The organism is Pyxidicoccus sp. M15, from assembly GCF_056858435.1.
This window is the reverse complement of record NZ_CM166495.1, coordinates 11,169,793-11,184,314: the sequence shown is the minus strand read 5'-3', so window position 1 is coordinate 11,184,314 and position 14,522 is coordinate 11,169,793. Positions and strand designations below refer to the sequence as shown.

General features: G+C 72.4%; 13 protein-coding genes. 9 read left to right on the top strand and 4 right to left on the bottom strand.

Translation table 11 applies throughout. From position 1 onward, the window contains the following. The first annotated feature begins 31 nt into the window (after positions 1 to 31). The 4 genes from ACX9TP_RS41335 to ACX9TP_RS41320 are packed head-to-tail and all read left to right on the top strand — an operon-like array spanning position 32 to position 2,629. Complete coding sequence (locus tag ACX9TP_RS41335) at positions 32 to 613, top strand: DNA-3-methyladenine glycosylase (protein WP_482976184.1); 582 nt, start codon at positions 32 to 34, stop codon at positions 611 to 613. A gap of 35 nt (positions 614 to 648) precedes the next feature. Further along, positions 649 to 1,263 carry an RNA polymerase sigma factor gene (locus tag ACX9TP_RS41330; protein WP_482976183.1) on the top strand — a complete coding sequence of 205 codons (615 nt, stop codon included), beginning with the start codon at positions 649 to 651 and terminating at the stop codon, positions 1,261 to 1,263. Continuing rightward, the gene (locus tag ACX9TP_RS41325) at positions 1,260 to 1,568 is read left to right on the top strand and encodes an anti-sigma factor family protein (RefSeq protein WP_482976182.1); all 309 of its coding nucleotides are present in this window, start codon (positions 1,260 to 1,262) and stop codon (positions 1,566 to 1,568) included. Before ACX9TP_RS41330 ends, ACX9TP_RS41325 begins: the two co-directional genes overlap by 4 nt. Next, the gene (locus ACX9TP_RS41320; RefSeq protein ID WP_482976181.1) at positions 1,565 to 2,629 is read left to right on the top strand and encodes a radical SAM protein; all 1,065 of its coding nucleotides are present in this window, start codon (positions 1,565 to 1,567) and stop codon (positions 2,627 to 2,629) included. Before ACX9TP_RS41325 ends, ACX9TP_RS41320 begins: the two co-directional genes overlap by 4 nt. A 7-nt stretch (positions 2,630 to 2,636) precedes the next feature. Here ACX9TP_RS41320 and ACX9TP_RS41315 read toward each other — a convergent pair whose 3' ends face one another. Further along, the gene (locus tag ACX9TP_RS41315; protein WP_482976180.1) at positions 2,637 to 3,194 is read right to left on the bottom strand and encodes an RBBP9/YdeN family alpha/beta hydrolase; all 558 of its coding nucleotides are present in this window, start codon (positions 3,192 to 3,194) and stop codon (positions 2,637 to 2,639) included. A 33-nt stretch (positions 3,195 to 3,227) separates the two neighbouring features. Continuing rightward, entirely contained in the window at positions 3,228 to 4,745 is a 1,518-nt protein-coding gene (locus tag ACX9TP_RS41310; RefSeq protein WP_482976179.1) for a hypothetical protein, read from the bottom strand. Positions 4,746 to 5,075: 330 nt separating this feature from the next. Between ACX9TP_RS41310 and ACX9TP_RS41305 the strand changes: the two genes are divergently transcribed. Further along, positions 5,076 to 5,567 (top strand): DUF2127 domain-containing protein, encoded by a 492-nt coding sequence (locus ACX9TP_RS41305; protein ID WP_482976178.1) that lies wholly within the window; start codon positions 5,076 to 5,078, stop codon positions 5,565 to 5,567. A gap of 33 nt (positions 5,568 to 5,600) precedes the next feature. Here ACX9TP_RS41305 and ACX9TP_RS41300 read toward each other — a convergent pair whose 3' ends face one another. Further along, positions 5,601 to 6,371, bottom strand: coding sequence for a DUF1003 domain-containing protein (locus tag ACX9TP_RS41300; RefSeq protein WP_482976177.1), 771 nt, complete (start codon positions 6,369 to 6,371; stop codon positions 5,601 to 5,603). A gap of 234 nt (positions 6,372 to 6,605) precedes the next feature. On the opposite strand from ACX9TP_RS41300, the gene mscL reads away from it, so the two are divergent. The 3 genes from mscL (at position 6,606) to ACX9TP_RS41285 (ending at position 10,115) form a co-directional block, all read left to right on the top strand. Beyond that, positions 6,606 to 7,022 carry a large conductance mechanosensitive channel protein MscL gene (gene mscL / locus ACX9TP_RS41295; RefSeq protein WP_482976176.1) on the top strand — a complete coding sequence of 139 codons (417 nt, stop codon included), beginning with the start codon at positions 6,606 to 6,608 and terminating at the stop codon, positions 7,020 to 7,022. A 92-nt stretch (positions 7,023 to 7,114) separates the two neighbouring features. Beyond that, the gene (locus ACX9TP_RS41290; protein WP_482976175.1) at positions 7,115 to 7,735 is read left to right on the top strand and encodes a DedA family protein; all 621 of its coding nucleotides are present in this window, start codon (positions 7,115 to 7,117) and stop codon (positions 7,733 to 7,735) included. Between the two features lie 112 nt (positions 7,736 to 7,847). Beyond that, positions 7,848 to 10,115 carry an outer membrane protein assembly factor BamB family protein gene (locus tag ACX9TP_RS41285; RefSeq protein WP_482982303.1) on the top strand — a complete coding sequence of 756 codons (2,268 nt, stop codon included), beginning with the start codon at positions 7,848 to 7,850 and terminating at the stop codon, positions 10,113 to 10,115. A 1-nt stretch (position 10,116) separates the two neighbouring features. On the opposite strand, the gene ACX9TP_RS41280 is transcribed toward ACX9TP_RS41285, so the two are convergent. After that, positions 10,117 to 13,263, bottom strand: coding sequence for an ABC transporter substrate-binding protein (locus tag ACX9TP_RS41280; RefSeq protein ID WP_482976174.1), 3,147 nt, complete (start codon positions 13,261 to 13,263; stop codon positions 10,117 to 10,119). Between the two features lie 62 nt (positions 13,264 to 13,325). Here ACX9TP_RS41280 and ACX9TP_RS41275 point away from each other — a divergent pair, with 62 nt between their 5' ends. Continuing rightward, positions 13,326 to 14,522 (top strand): lasso peptide biosynthesis protein, encoded by a 1,197-nt coding sequence (locus tag ACX9TP_RS41275; RefSeq protein ID WP_482976173.1) that lies wholly within the window; start codon positions 13,326 to 13,328, stop codon positions 14,520 to 14,522.

Below are 14,522 nucleotides of genomic sequence, written 5' to 3'. Positions count from 1 at the left end.
GGCGCTACTTGGCCCCGGGTACTATTCCAACGTGAACTGGCTTCCGGAATCCTTCTATGCGCGACCCGCGCTGACTGTCGCCCGCGAGCTGCTCGGCACCCTGCTGGTGGTGGAGGGAGGCGGGGTGAGGCGGGTGGGGCGCATCGTCGAGACGGAGGCCTACATCGGCGAGCACGACCTGGCGTGCCACGCCGCCAAGGGCGTCACCGCGCGCACGGAGGTGATGTTCGGGCCGCCGGGACGGGCCTACGTCTATCTCATCTACGGCATGCACCACTGTTTCAACGTGGTGACGGACGCCCCCGGGGTGGGGGCGGCGGTGCTGGTGCGGGCGGTGGAGCCGGTGGAGGGGCTGGCCGGGGGCGAGCGCACGGACGGACCCGGGCGGGTGTGCAAGGCCCTGGGCGTCACCAAGGCGCACAACCGGGTGGAGCTCTTCTCCCCCGCCCTGCACCTGCTTCCCGGGGAGCCCGTCCCTGAGGCACGGGTGGCCCGGGGGCCGCGTATCGGGGTGGACTACGCCGGGGCGTGGGCGGCGGAGCCCTTCCGGCTGTGGGTCCGGGACAGTCAACACGTCAGCCGGCCCCCCAAGGGGGCGCGCAAGCAGCCTTGACGGAAGCCGCCGCGGCTGGTTGGGTGCGCCCCGCCATGTCCGACGAGGCCGCCAGGGAAGAGGACCGACAGCTCCTCGAGAGGGCACAGGATGGGGACGTTTCCGCCTTCGAGGCCCTGGTGGATGCCCACCGGGACAAGGTGTACGGCCTGGCCCTGCGCATGACGCGCTCCGAGGCCGACGCCGCGGAAATCACCCAGGATACCTTCCTGTCCGCCTACCAACACCTCAAGGACTTCCGGGGGGATGCCGCCTTCGGGTCCTGGGTGCACCGCATCGCCGCCAACCACGCGCTCATGCGCCTGCGCCACCGCCGGGTGGCCCAGGCGGCCGAGCAGGAGCTCCAGGGGCCGGAGTTCACCGAGCGGGGCTCCCTGGCGGAGTACCCCCTCTCCGACTGGAGCCGGGACGCCGAGGAGAAGGCCCTGGACGCCGAGCTGGGGACGGCCATCCAGCAGGCAACCGACCAGCTTCCGCAGGGTTACCGGGAAGTCTTCCTCTTGAAAGACGTGGACGGCCTCAGTTACGAACAGATTGCAGAGACGACGGGGGACTCCATCCCCGCCATCAAGAGCCGTTTGCACCGTGCCCGGCTCGCGCTCCGTGAAGCCATCGATGATTTCTACAACCGGGACAGTCGCGGGGCGTGAAACGCGACGAAGCGCTCGGCATCTTCGAAAGGGACAAGGGCGCGCCGCAGCCAGCCGAGGTTCGGATGTATAATTGCAAGGATTCGATCAACCTCCTGCTGGAATTCCTCGATGGCGAGATGTCCGCCGAGGAGGCACAGCATCTGAAAGAGCACCTGCGCGGGTGCAGCCCCTGCGTGGACTTCCTCCGCACGTACCGGGCGACGCCCGGGCTGTGCAAGAAGGCCCTGGCGGCGAAGATGCCGAAGGAAGTCTCCGAGAAGCTGACCGAGTACCTTCGCTCCAAGATCAAGTCCGCCTCGTGAACCTGAAGCAACTGTCGCTCCCGGAGCTGGAGGCCGCGCTGGCCCCGCTCACCCCGTCCCCCGCCGCCGTCCGCAAGGTGTTCGCGGCCGTCTTCGCTCACGGAGCGAAGACGGTGGAGGACGTGGCCGGGGCCCGGCAGGTGCCTCGCCGCGTGGGGGACTACCTGCGGGAGCACGCGGAGCTGCCGACGCTGCAGGTGGTGGAGCGGCGCAAGGCGGACGACGGCTTCGTGAAGTACCTCTTCGACTCGCCGCTGGGCGGGCGCGTGGAGGCGGTCCGCATCCCCATCTTCGACGAGAAGTACGTCATCTGCGTGTCCAGCCAGGTGGGGTGTGCGCTGGCCTGCGACTTCTGCATGACGGGGAAGCTGGGCTTCAAGCGCAACCTCCAGACGTGGGAGATCCTGGACCAGGTGCTCCAGGTGCGCGCGGAAGCGGACCGGCCGGTGCGCGGCGTGGTGTTCATGGGGATGGGCGAGCCGCTCCTGAACTACAAGGAGACGCTGCGCGCGGCGGACATCCTGCGCACCCCGTCCGGGTTCTCCATCTCCGGCGAGGCGATTACCTTCTCCACCGCGGGCCACGTGCCGGCCATCCGCCGCTACACGCGTGAGGGCCACCCGTACCGGCTGGCCTTCTCCGTGACGAGCGCGATTCCGGAGAAGCGCGCGCAGGTGCTCCCGATTGAGAAGACGCACCCGCTGCCGGAGCTGATTGAAGCCATTCGCGAGTACAGCTCCGTGCGGCGCGAGCGGGCCATGATTGCGTACGTGGCCATCAGCGGCTTCAACCTGGGGCGCGAGGACGCCGAGGCGCTGAAGGTGGCCTTCGAGGGCATCCCCATCAAGGTGGACCTCATCGACGTGACGGACCCGACGGGGAAGTACCTGCCGCCGACGCCCGACGAGCTGAGCGCCTTCCGGGACTACCTGCAGATTTTGAAGTCGCCGGTGGCGCGGCGCTACTCGGGCGGCAAGGAGATTGGCGCGGCGTGCGGCACGCTGGCGGCCACGCAGTACGGCGGCACGGTGATGCCGCGCCCCGAGCCCACCGCCTCCTGAGCGAGGCTCAGGCGCCCCGGAGCAGCTCCTCCAGCAGGGCCTGCCCTTCGGGCCACGCGCCGAGCTTCGCCGCGCTGCCCAGGTGGCCCTTCGCGCCCATGTTCACCAGCCGGGCGCCCCAGTCCGCGGCGAGCCCGGTGACACGCGCCATCGTGATGTAGTTGTCATCGGTACTCGCCACGACGAGCGAGGGAAACGGCAGCCGCAGGCGCGGCATGGGCGCGAAGCCCACCGTGCCCGCGGGGAAGCCGGGCGCCTCGGTGTCACTGGGCGCGACGAGCAGCGCGCCGCGCACCCTGCCGGTACTCGCCGGGTGGGCCGCGGCCCAGTGCGCCACCAGGATGCACGCGAGGCTGTGGGCCGCGAGCACCACGGGCCGCCGGGCGCCCGTGACGGCGCGCTCCAGCGAGGCGACCCAGTCCTCGCGCCGGGGCGTGTTCCACTCCGCCTGCTCGACGCGCTGGCAGTCCTTCCGCTCCCGCTCCCAGTGGGTCTGCCAGTGCTCGGGCCCCGAGTTGTAGAGGCCCGGTAGGAGGAGCACGGTGGGAGCGGTGTCGGTGGACATGGGCCTGGGACGTTACCGGCGGCCCCCGTCCGGTCAAGGGCTGGACACGAGCGGCACGCTCCAGAGCTGGTTGGCCGCGGTGTCGTCGAAGGCGCTGAAGAACACCCGCTGTCCCACGCGGGTGTAGCCGTACGGAAAGGAGCTTCCGTTCGGGGCGATGTCCTTCAGCGCGCGCGTGCCCGCCACCGTGCCGTCCGTCACCCAGGGCTCGATGCCCGTGGCGCCGTCATAGGCGGCGAAGAAGACGAGGCCGGAGTCCACGGCGACGATGGGCGAGCCGTACTCGTCGGAGAGGCTCAGCGGCCGACGCAGGAGCTTCGTGCCGGCCTTGGTGCCATCCGTCACCCACAGCTGCGTGTCGCGCGGCGCGGGGCCGGAGCTGCCGATGGTCTGCTCGAAGTAGATGCGGTCCGCGGTGGCGCTGAAAATGTTGAGGGTGGGGAAGGCCTCTCCCTGGTCCGCGTACGGGTTGGGCAGTGTGGCGACGTGCTCCTTGCCGCCCTGGCCGTCCAGGCGCAGGCGGAAGATGGCGAGCCGCTGGTCGACCGGGTTGGACAGGGTGACGTAGAGGTACGCGCCCAGCGTGGTCATCAGCCGCGGGTAGCGGCCGTCGTTGGCGAACGTGTACAGGCGCACCGTGCCCGTGCGCGTGCCATCCGTCTTCCAGACGGTGGTGGCGCCCTGCGCGTCGTACGCGGTGAAGAACGCCAGCCCTCCGGCGCTGTTCACGTCCAGGGGCGCATAGCCTCCCGACGTGTTGAGCGCGCGCAGTGACTGCGTGCCCGCGCTGGTGCCGTCGGTCCTCCAGGCCGTGGTGTTGCCGGCCGCGTCCCGGACGAAGAAGACGAGCGTGTTGCCCGCGCGCGCCGTCCGCCAGTCGGCCTCGACTCCCGTCCCCAGGTCGAGGATGCGGACCGTGCCGGAGGCGGTGCCGTCGCTCTTCCACACCTCCGTGCGCGAGGGCGTGGAGTCCGTGCCCGGCACGGTACGGAAGAAGGTCAGCGTGTTGCCGAGCGCGGTGAGGTTCGTCAGCTGCGAGTCCCCGGCACCCGGGGTGACGTCCTTCACGAGCCGGGTGCCGCCGGTGGTGCCGTCACTCACCCACAATTCGTTGCCGGACACGGGCTCGCCCACGGTGAAGAAGAGGCGGTCGCCCATGGGCGTGAGCTGCGCCACGCGGGTGTTGATGGCGGGCGGCGGCGACACGGGAAAGCTCTTCACCGCGACGGTGCCCGCGCTGGTGCCATCGCTCGTCCACAGCGCGCGGCTGCCATCCTCGAAGTTGGCGGCGAAGGCGAGCTGTCCCTTGAACTCCACCAGGCTCGCGGGCCCCTCCGCGAAGAGCGGAATCGTCTGCGTGGGAGGGAAGATGACCTTCACCCGACTCGGAGTGCCCGGAGCGACGGCCGCCATCGCCGCGGAGGCCGGCTGTCCCTGTACGTCCTCCCGCGCCGCCACCGACGTGCTGGGGGACAATCCCTCCTCCGCCACCATCCCCCCGCATCCCGCGGCCAGCCAGCCCACCAACACCCCACCGCACCATCCACGCATCCGCCACCTCCATCCAACTGCCTTGCGCGAGGGTAGGGAGCGTGGGTCATACGGACCACCGCGTGCGGGAGTGCGCGGCGCGCGTTGCGTGCGCTGGCCGACGGATGTGCTTCCCCTCTTGCTCCATGAGTGGGAACGCGAAGGGCCACACCGTGAAGTTCGTGCGCCACAAGCAGGCAGGAGCACGGGCCCACGCCTTCGTGCCGGCCCGCGAAGTCACGGCATCTTCATGCTGACGCTGGAGTGTGGCGGCACCGTCACGTCGCGAAGGTGGCACTGTCCTTCCGTGACGCTGTCCGGGAAGTGCCTCGCGGAAGAATGCTGTGCTCCATGCCCGCGCCCACCCCGCCGAAGGCCGTCGCGAAGCCCTTCGGGCTGCGGCTCATCATCGCGTACAAGGTCATCAAGGCGGCGCTGGTGCTGAGCCTCGCGTTGCTGCTGACGCTCGCCCCCGAGAAGGCGAGCGCCTTCACCGAGCACCTCATCCACGCGCTCTCCGAGCGCGGGGCGCTGCTTCATCGCCTCGGGGCGTGGCTGCGCTCCCACGGTGCGGTGACGCTCGTGAGCGATGCCCGGCTGGTGGCGTGGGTCGACGGCGTGTCGACGGCCATCGAGGGCGCGCTGCTCCTCTCGGGGCGTGCGTGGGGCGAGTGGGTGGTCGTCGGAAGCCTGGCCCTGCTCATTCCCGCCGAGCTCGTCTCGCTGGAGCGGCGCTTCTCGGTCGCGAAGGTGGTCGTCATCGTCGTCAACGTGGCCATCGTCGCCTACCTGGTGCACCTGCGGCTCCGGGCCCGGCGCGGTGCGCCCCGCGCGTCCTCGTGAGCCGGCGCGGTGTGCCCCGCGCGTCTCCGTGAGTCAGCGTCGCGGCTCCGGTGGCCGCTCGTGTCCGAGCCGCTCGGTGAGCAGCTCCACCTGGAGTTGCTGAAGCTCCAGCATGCGCTCCCACTGCATGTGCATCAGGTGGTCCAGCTTCTCGTGCAGCGTGGCCACTTCGAGCTCGGCCTTGAGGTTGACGCGGTAGTCCTGGTCGGCCTGGCGCCTGTCGCGGAGGGCCTGGCGGTTCTGCGACATCATGATGATGGGGGCCTGCAGCGCCGCCACGCAGGAGAGGACGAGGTTGAGGAGGATGAACGGGTACGGGTCGAAGGGGCGCGCCGCCTCCCAGCCTGAATTGAGGAGCACCCAGCACAGGATGACGGAGAGGCCGCCGAGGACGAAGCCCCAGGAGCCGCCGACACGGGCCACGGCGTCCGCCGCGCGCTGACCGAAGGTGAGGTTGCGGGTGAACTCGCGCTCCAGGTCCTCGGCGACGGTGGAGTGGATGGCCGCGCGCCGCGCCACGTCTGCTTCCACCGCGGTGAGCTGGCCACGCTCCTCCTCGAGGCGGGAGGTGACGAGGGCGAGGCGCTCGGCGTCGCGGCAGCCGCGGCAGATGAGGGCGCCGGGCGCGGCGGCGTCCGGGTGGCGCTGGATGATGAAGCGGGACAGCTCGGCGCGGAGGGCATCCATGCGCATGCGCTCGCTGGACGGGCGCTCACGGTGACAGACGCAACACGTGAAGGTGGGCGGGTGATGGGGCCCGTGGTGGTGATGTCTCGGGTGCCCGTCTCCGGTGCTCGTCGTCATGGATGTCTCCCTCTGGAGCGGCTGTGTCACGGAGGGCCGCCCACCCCGTTCCACCACTGTGCCACCGTGAAGGTGCACGCGGGGGGCGGGCCACCCGGAAGTCGACCTGACCACCACGTGACACCCGCCCCGGAGGGAGGACGCTCTCGCTGGGAGTCAGCGGGTAGGGTGCCCCGCGGGAGCCGGACCGCCGGCCGTCGCCGGGGGCGCGGGCTCCCGAGGGAGGGCCTTGCCGTGTCCGTGCTCTCGGAGTTCAAGGCGTTCGCGTTGAAGGGCAACGTGGTGGACCTGGCGGTGGCGGTGGTCATCGGCAATGCGTTCACCGCCATCGTCAACGCGGTGGTGGCGGACCTGGTGATGCCGGTGGTGGGGCTGGTGCTGCCGGGCGGGGACTGGCGCAACGCCACCTTCACGCCGCTGCAATTGCGCATCGGCCACCTGCTGGGCGCGCTGCTCGACTTCTTCATCATCGCGGTGGTGCTGTTCCTCGTGGTGGTGAAGGTGGGCACGCTGTGGCGCCGCAAGCAGGAGGCGCCTCCGCCGCCCACGACGAAGGTGTGTCCGGAGTGCCGGGAGACCATTCCCCTGGAGGCGCGGCGCTGCCGGGCCTGTACGTCCGTGCTCGAACCCCTGGCGTCCGGCCGTGCCTGACGGTGTTCACCGCTGGCAGGCCCGGAGGAGATGTCGCTTTCCCTTCAGGCCCTCCGGACTTAAGTCTGGGTCGCCGGAGGTCTCACGCGCGGATGGTGGAATTCATCGACCAGCTCATCACCTCCCTGGGGCCCCTGGGGCTGCTGGTGCTGGGCGTGGCGGCGGCGCTGGAGTACGTCATCCCGCCCTTTCCCGGGGACACCATCACCCTGCTGGGCGGTGTGTACGCGGTGCGCGGCACGCAGCCGTGGCCGCTGGTCTTCCTGGTGGTGACGGCGGGCAGCGTGGTGGGCGCGGCCATCAATTACTGGGTGGGCCACTGGCTGGCGAAGCGCTTCGCCGCCCACCCCGGGAAGAGCTACTTCGGCATCACCCACGCGAGGCTGGAGCAGGTGCAGGCGCGCATGCGGCGCAACGGGCCGTGGCTGCTGCTGGCCAACCGTTTCCTGCCCGGCATTCGCGGGCTCATCTTCGTCGCGGCGGGGGCCGCCAACATGCCCCGCTTCAACGCGATGGTGCTGGGCGCCCTGTCGGCCATGGCCCACACCGGGCTGGTGCTGGCGCTGGGCGCGGCGGTGGGCGGCAACCTGGAGCGGCTGGCCGCGCTCGTCACCCGCTACCAGTACGCGGTGGTGGGGCTGGTGGTGGCGGGGGTGCTGGGGGTGCTGGTGCGCATGCTGGCCCGGCGCCGTGCTCCCGCGCCGGAGCCCTGAGTCCGGGGCAGGACGGGACCGCGGGTCGGGATTGCGTGACTCCGGCGGGCGCGCTTGAGTCGGGCCCATGGTCTTCCGCGCCCGCCCCTGGAGTCCGCTGCTCTTGGCATTCGTGGTGGTCGTCGTCGGCGGCTGCCGATGCGGCGACCCGGGCCTGGGAGGCACGCGTGAGGGCTTCCGTCCCCAGGAAGAGGCCGTGGACTTCGGCCGCGTGCTGGAGGGCGAGCAGGCGCGCAGGCAGGTGACGCTGCTGGCCACCGGCCGCGCGAGCGTCACGGTGACGGCCTCCGTGGGCGCTCCCTTCTCCGTGGCGACGCCGGAGGTGACGGTGCCGGGCAGCGGCACGGCCACGGTGGAGGTGGTGTTCACCGCGGGCAACGGGGAGGCGGAAGGCTCTCTGGTGCTGGCGGGCAGCGGCGACACGGAGACGGTCCGCCTCACCGGCACGGGGGTGCGGCCCAAGCCCTGTCCGGCCGCGCAGTGCCTCCAGTCGCGCTTCGACGTGGAGTCCGGCGAGTGCGTCGAGTCGCCCCAGCCGGACGGGGCCACGTGCATCCCGGAGAGCCGCTGCCAGGAGAACGGCCGCTGCGAGGCCGGCGCGTGCGTGGGCAGCCAGCGCTCGTGCAATGACGACAACCCGTGCACGGTGGACTCGTGCTCGCCCACGCGGGGGTGCGTGACGGACCCGGTGGTGTGCCCCGCGCCGAGCAACCCCTGCAAGGTGGGGCTGTGTGAGCGTGAGGACGGCTGCACGGAGGTGGACGCCGAGGACTTCATCCCCTGCGGCCCGCTGGACTGCAGGAACGCCAATGTCTGCATCGGCGGCAGTTGCACGAAGGTGCCCACGCCGGACGGCACCGTCTGCGCGCCCGCCACCGCGTGCCGGGACGAGGGCACGTGCCAGGATGGCGAGTGCGAGCTTCCGGACGCGGGCGAGCTCGAGTACGCCCTCCGGCAGCAGCTCGGCGGCGAGCCGGTGGGCGAGCCCGGCGGACCCGTGCTGCTGGTGCAGGACGGTGCGCTGTTCACCTCGCTGTGCGGTGGGGACGCGGGCTGCCGGCTCGTCTCGTACACGGCGAATGGACTGCTGCGCTTCGAGTCTCCCTATCCGGATGGCGGTGCCCGCACGCTGCTGGTCGTCTCGGACGCGGGCGTGGTGGTGCTGGGCTCGGAGGGACTGGAGGGCTATGCGCCGCGCGACGACGGCGCGCGGCTGTGGGAGGCGTCGTGGGCGTCGATGGGCCCACCCTCCGCTCCGGACGCGGGGACGTGGCATGGCGGGACGGGGGCGGGGCGCGTGGCGCTCACGGCCGAGGGCGACGTGCTCGCGTACGTGGACTGGCGGCCGGATGCGGATGCAGGGGTGGATGGAGGCGACGGCGGGGCGGTGCCGCTGCCCCCGCCTGAGGCCGCGCGGCTGGTGTGGCTGGCGGGACGTGAAGACGCGGGCACGCTGCTGCGCGCATCGCCGGTGGAGGCCTGGCCCGGTGAGGCCCGGCTCGCCCTGGATGTGACGGGCGCGGCCTTCCTCTACTCGGTGGATGGGCGGCTGGCGCGCGCGGACCTCGAAGAGGATGGCGGTACGGCGCTGTGGCTGTCACCGCTCGTGGATGGCGGGGTGCCGGATGGCGGTGCGTCGCTGGCGGTGGCGGATGGGACGCTGCTGGTGGGTGCTCGGGCCTTCGTGCACCTGGAGCCCGGGGACGCAGGCACCTTGCTGCCCGCGGCGCACCCGGGCCTGGAAGGGACGCAGGGGACGGAGGCGCTGCCGTCCGCGAGGCCCGCGGGCGCGGACGGGACGCGGTGGCTGGCGCCGCGTGCTTCACTCCTCGCGGACGGCGGGGCGCCGGTTCCGGTGGACTGGGACGGTGGGACGCGGACGCTGGTGCCGCTGGCGGAGCCGGCGCTGCTGTCCTCGGCGGATGCGCCCGGCTACCTCTTCGCCCGGGCCTGCAACCGCACGGACGGCGTCTCCTGCACACCCGAGGAGGAGCGCGTGGTGCTGCGCGCGGTGGACCCGGCCACGGGGAAGCTGGTGTGGGAGGTGGACGCGCTTCCGGACGAAGCCCTGCCGGGCACGCTGCACGACGCGACGCTGGTGAGTGGCGGCGCGGTGGGCGTGCTCGCGGCCGCGGAGCAGGCGGACGGGCCTCGCGTCTGGTACCAGCTCTTCGCGCGCGGAGAGCGGGTGGGCATGTGCCCGCTGCCCGGAAGGCCGCGCGTGGCGGGCGCGGCCTTCGTGGGCGGCCTGCTGCACGTCGTGGTGGAGCGCCAGGGCGCGTGGCTCCTGGAGTCCTACGCGGTGGACGGGAGCGCGCAGACGCGCGGCTGGCCCCAGCGCCACGGCGGCGCGGACGGGGCCCGGCGCGAGTCGCCGTGACTCAGGAGGCCGCGCCCGGGTCCACCCAGAGGTCCTCGAAGCGCACCTGCGGCGGCGTCTGGTGCAGCCGCAGGCCCTGCACGGTGGGCATGGCCGCCGCGTGGATGCGCTCGTGGTACAGCGGGATGAGCGGGCAGTCCTCGTGGAAGAGCTTCTCCGCGCGCACGTAGAGCTGCTGGCGCAGCCCCGGGTCGATGGACACGCGCGCCTCCGACGTAATCCGGTCCAGCTCCGGGTTGCGGTAGCCCAGCGGGAAGATGGTCTGCGCGTTGGAGTTGAGCAGGAAGTAGAGGAACGTGTCCGGGTCCGGGAAGTCCGCGAGCCACCGGCTGCGGAAGGCGGGCAGCTTCCCCTCGCTTCCCCGGGCCGTGTACTCCTCCTGGGACATCCGCACGTGTCGCAGCTCCAGCAGCCCCGCCTGCACCAGCGGACGGAAGAGCACCGCGTCCTCGGCGGCGGGGTCCTGGTCGGCGGGGTGGTGCAGGGTGAGCCGCAGCCGGCGCAGGCCCGCGTCACGCAACAGCTGCTCCGCCAGCGCCACGTCCGGCACGTGCGGCGCCCCCATGTCCGCGTCGTCCAGCAGCTCCGGTGGGGTGAGGGTGCGCGCCATGCGGGCGCCTGGGTGGAACTGGTCCACCATGCCCTGGATGTCCATGCCCGCGCGCAGGGCCCGCCGGACGCGGACGTCGTCGAACGGCGCCTCGCGCTGGTTGAGCACCACGAAGGCGGTGGAGGGCGTGGTGCTGGTGACAATCTGGAGCGACTCCAGTCCCGGTATCTCCACGTGCTCGGCGGCGAGGAAGGAGACCATGTCCAGCGCCCCCTGCCGCAGCCGCGCCACGGCCTCCTGCCGCGAGCCGGCGAGCAGGAACTCCAGCCGGTCCACCAGCGGGACGCCGGGGCGCCAGTAGGAGGGGTTGCGCTCCAGCACGACGCGCTCCTGCTCCAGCGCCGTGAGGCGGAAGGGGCCGGTGCCCACCAGCCGCCCGCTCGAGTCCACCCGCGCCACGGCCGTGGCGGTGAGGGCCATGATGTGCAGGAAGAAGGCCTTGGGCTCGCGCAGCCGGATTTCGAGCGTGCCGTCGTCGAGCGCCTCGATGCCGGACACCTCGCGCGCCAGGCCGGAGGTGTACTCGGGCGCGCCCTCCACGTCCTCCAGCAGGCTGCGGTCCGGCGAGCGCACGGCCGGGTCCAGCAGCCGCTCCAGGTGGCGCTTCACGTCGCCCGCGGTGAGCAGCGTGCCGTCGTGGAAGGTGACGCCGCGGCGCAGGTAGAAGCGGTAGCGGCGCGCGGACGGGTCCGCGTCCCATCGCTCGGCGAGGTCCGGCTCCAGCCCGCCGTCCTCCAGCCGCAGGAGGCTGGAGAAGATGCACGAGGTGAGCTCGGCGACCTGGTTCTCCACGCTGAAGAGCGGGTCCACCGCCTGCCGGTTGCGCAGCAACGCCGCTTGGTGCAGCCCCACGCGCAGCGTGCCGCCGGCGCGGGGCGTGGGCAGCTTGAAGCGGAACACCTCCGTCTCCAGGCCCACGGCCTCGTGGCCCAGCTGGTCCACCGTGCGCGTCAGCCCGTCGCCGATGCGGATGACGCGGCGGGCGTCCTCGCGCACCTGCGCGACCTCCTCGCGGATGGAGACATCGCCCTTGGTGAGCACCACGTTGGCGGAGCGCAGCTCCTCGATGGCCGCGCTCAGCCGCACCACGGACTCGGACAGGTCACGGCCGGTGCGCGCCTGGGCCTCGGCCTTCTGCGAGGCGCTCTGGCCCACGCGCGCCATCTCGTGCGTCTGGCGCACCAGCTCGCGGGCATGGCCGGACTGCTCGATGGCCATGCGCGTGACGTCCTCCACGCGCCGGGCGACGCGGCGGCTGGCCTCGACGACGGTGGTGCCCTGGGCCTCCAGCCGCTGCGTCTCGGCCACCGTGGCCTCCACGGCGGTGAAGGTGCGCTGCGTAATCGTGCGAATCTCCACTAGCGCCTCGGCGGCGCGGTCACCCAGGGCCACGCCGGCGGTGGCCTGCTCGCGGCCCTCCTGCACCAGCGTCACGGCGGTCTGCACCGCGTCGCGCACGCCGGCCACCATGGCGGCGATTTCGCGCGTGGAGCGCGTGGTGCGCTCGGCGAGGCTGCGAATCTCGTTGGCGACGACGCCGAAGGGGCGCCCGTGCACGCCGGCCTGGGCGGCGATGATGGCGGCGTTGAGGGCGAGCAGGTTCGTCTGGTCGGCGATTTCCTGGATGACGTCGACGATGCGGCCAATCTCGGTGGAGCGGTTGCCCAGCGTGCCCATCAGCTCGGCGGCCTTGCGCACCGTCTCCTCCACCCGGTACATGCCCTTGACGCTGTCGCCCACGAGCACCTCGCCGCGCTCGGCGGTGGCCGTCACGGCGATGGCCAGCTGGTTCGTGTCGTTGGCGCGGCGGCGCACGGAGTCGATGCCGCCCTCCACCGCGGCCACGAAGTCCTCGGCCTCGCTGGCGAAGCGGCCCAGCTCGTCGCCGGAGGAGGCGATGTTGGCGAGCCGCTCGGCCATGGCCTGCATCAGCGCGCTGGTGTTGTGCGCGAAGCTGTTGACCTGCGTGAGCGAGTCCACCACCTGCTCCAGCCGCTCGGTCATCTCCAGCAGCGCGCCGGTGGTGTCGACGGCGAAGACCTCCAGTTGGTGGACGCGCTTGACGGCCACATGGAGGCTGCCGCCCATGCCGCTGACGGCTTCCAGGGTGCGCTCCACGGCGCCGCCCTGACGGCGGGCGGCCTCCAGCAGCATGCGGGCCTGCTCGCTCACCTCGTTGCTGGTGCGGTGGAGGTTGGCCGTCACCCGCTGCACCTGGGACAGCGCTCGGCGCAGCGACAGGATGAGGCGGCGGGTGTCCTCGTGGCCCTCGTAGCGGGAGCTGACGGTGGTGGTGAGGTCGCCCTCCGCCAGCCGTGCCATGACCTGCCGGCGCACGCGGCGCCGGCGGGCCGCCCAGCGGAACCACGCGAGGTAGCCGCCGGTGAGATAGAGCGCCGGCGTGGCGACGAGGAGCACGGCCCACGTCAGGTTCGGCAGCGGGGCGTCGTGAACGGCCCGCAGCAGTCCCCCCAGGACGAGCGCGGAGATGAGGCCCGCGGCCAGGCCGAACGCGAACAGATACCGTTTGGCGCCCATGAACGGCGCAACGCTACCCTGCCTTCTCGCGCCGGTCCTCAAAACGCCGCACACTTCGGGCCGTGGCCGCCCTGCTCGCCTTCCTGCTCCTCGCTCTCCCTGTGAAGCCCGCGAACCCTGGCGAGGTGGCCGGGTCTGCGCTACCCCGTGAAGAGGCGCGCTTCGTCTTCGCGTGGCGGGGCGTGCCCGTGGGGACGGTGACGCTGACGCGGGAGCCGGGGCGCTTCACGTACGCGAGCCGGCACCTGCACACGCGTGACGGCCAGCCGGGCGAGCGCCGGCGCGAGATGACGCTGGAGGTGGATGGGGTGGGGCGGGTGCGCGACTCGCAAGCCGGTGAGGCGAGCAAGGGGCCCGCACCGGCATGGCATGGGCGAGGTCCACTGGAAGTGGGTGCCGGGCATGACGCGGCGGTGGAGGCGCGAGGCTCACCGGATGCGGGCTCGAAGCGAGGGCGGGGCTCGGGCGCGGAGGCAAACGCAGTGGAGCGGGTGTCGGGCCCGGACGTGTTCCCGCAGGCGCTGTGGCTCTGGCGCGGTCCGCCGGCCGTGGGCTGCGTGGTGGCGCGAGAGGAGCTCTCCGGACGCGAGGGCCCGCATTGTGTCACGCGCGTGGAGGGCTCGCGGGTGGAGGGCACCCTGCTGGGCACGCCCTTCCGCGCCAGCTACTCCGAGCGGGGCCGGCTGGAGGTGCTGGACGTGGGCGACTCCCGCTTCACCGTGGCGGCCCCCGGCACGCGGCTGCGCTCGCCGCCGGAGCTCTTCGCGCAGGGGCTGCCGGTGGAGGGCACGCGCGGCGCCCTGGCGCTGGCGCCTCCGCTGGAGGTCCCCGCGCGACTGGACGGCATGACGCCCTGGGAAGCGGGGTCCGCGAGCGCCCTGGCGGAGCGGGTCCACGCGGCCTTCATCGACAAGGGGCCCACGGTCGCGGACTGGGCCGAGAATGGCGAGGGCGAGGCGGGCGGCTGTCTCGCGCACGCGCTGCGCTTCGCCGCGGGAGCGCGGGAGCGTGGCGTGAAGGTGGCGCTCGTCCACGGACTGCTGGTGGTGGACGGCGGCCCGGCGCGTCCGCACGCGTGGGTGCGCGTGGCGCTGGCGAAGGGAGGGACGCTGGACCTGGACCCCACCTCGCTGGACGCCGTGAGGCCGGACACGCACCTGCCGCTCGCGCTGGAAGACGCGCGAGGGCCGGCACTGGAAGCGGGACGGCGCTGGCTGGAGCTGCTGCGCGGGGCGCACCGGGTGGTGCGCCGGCCGTGA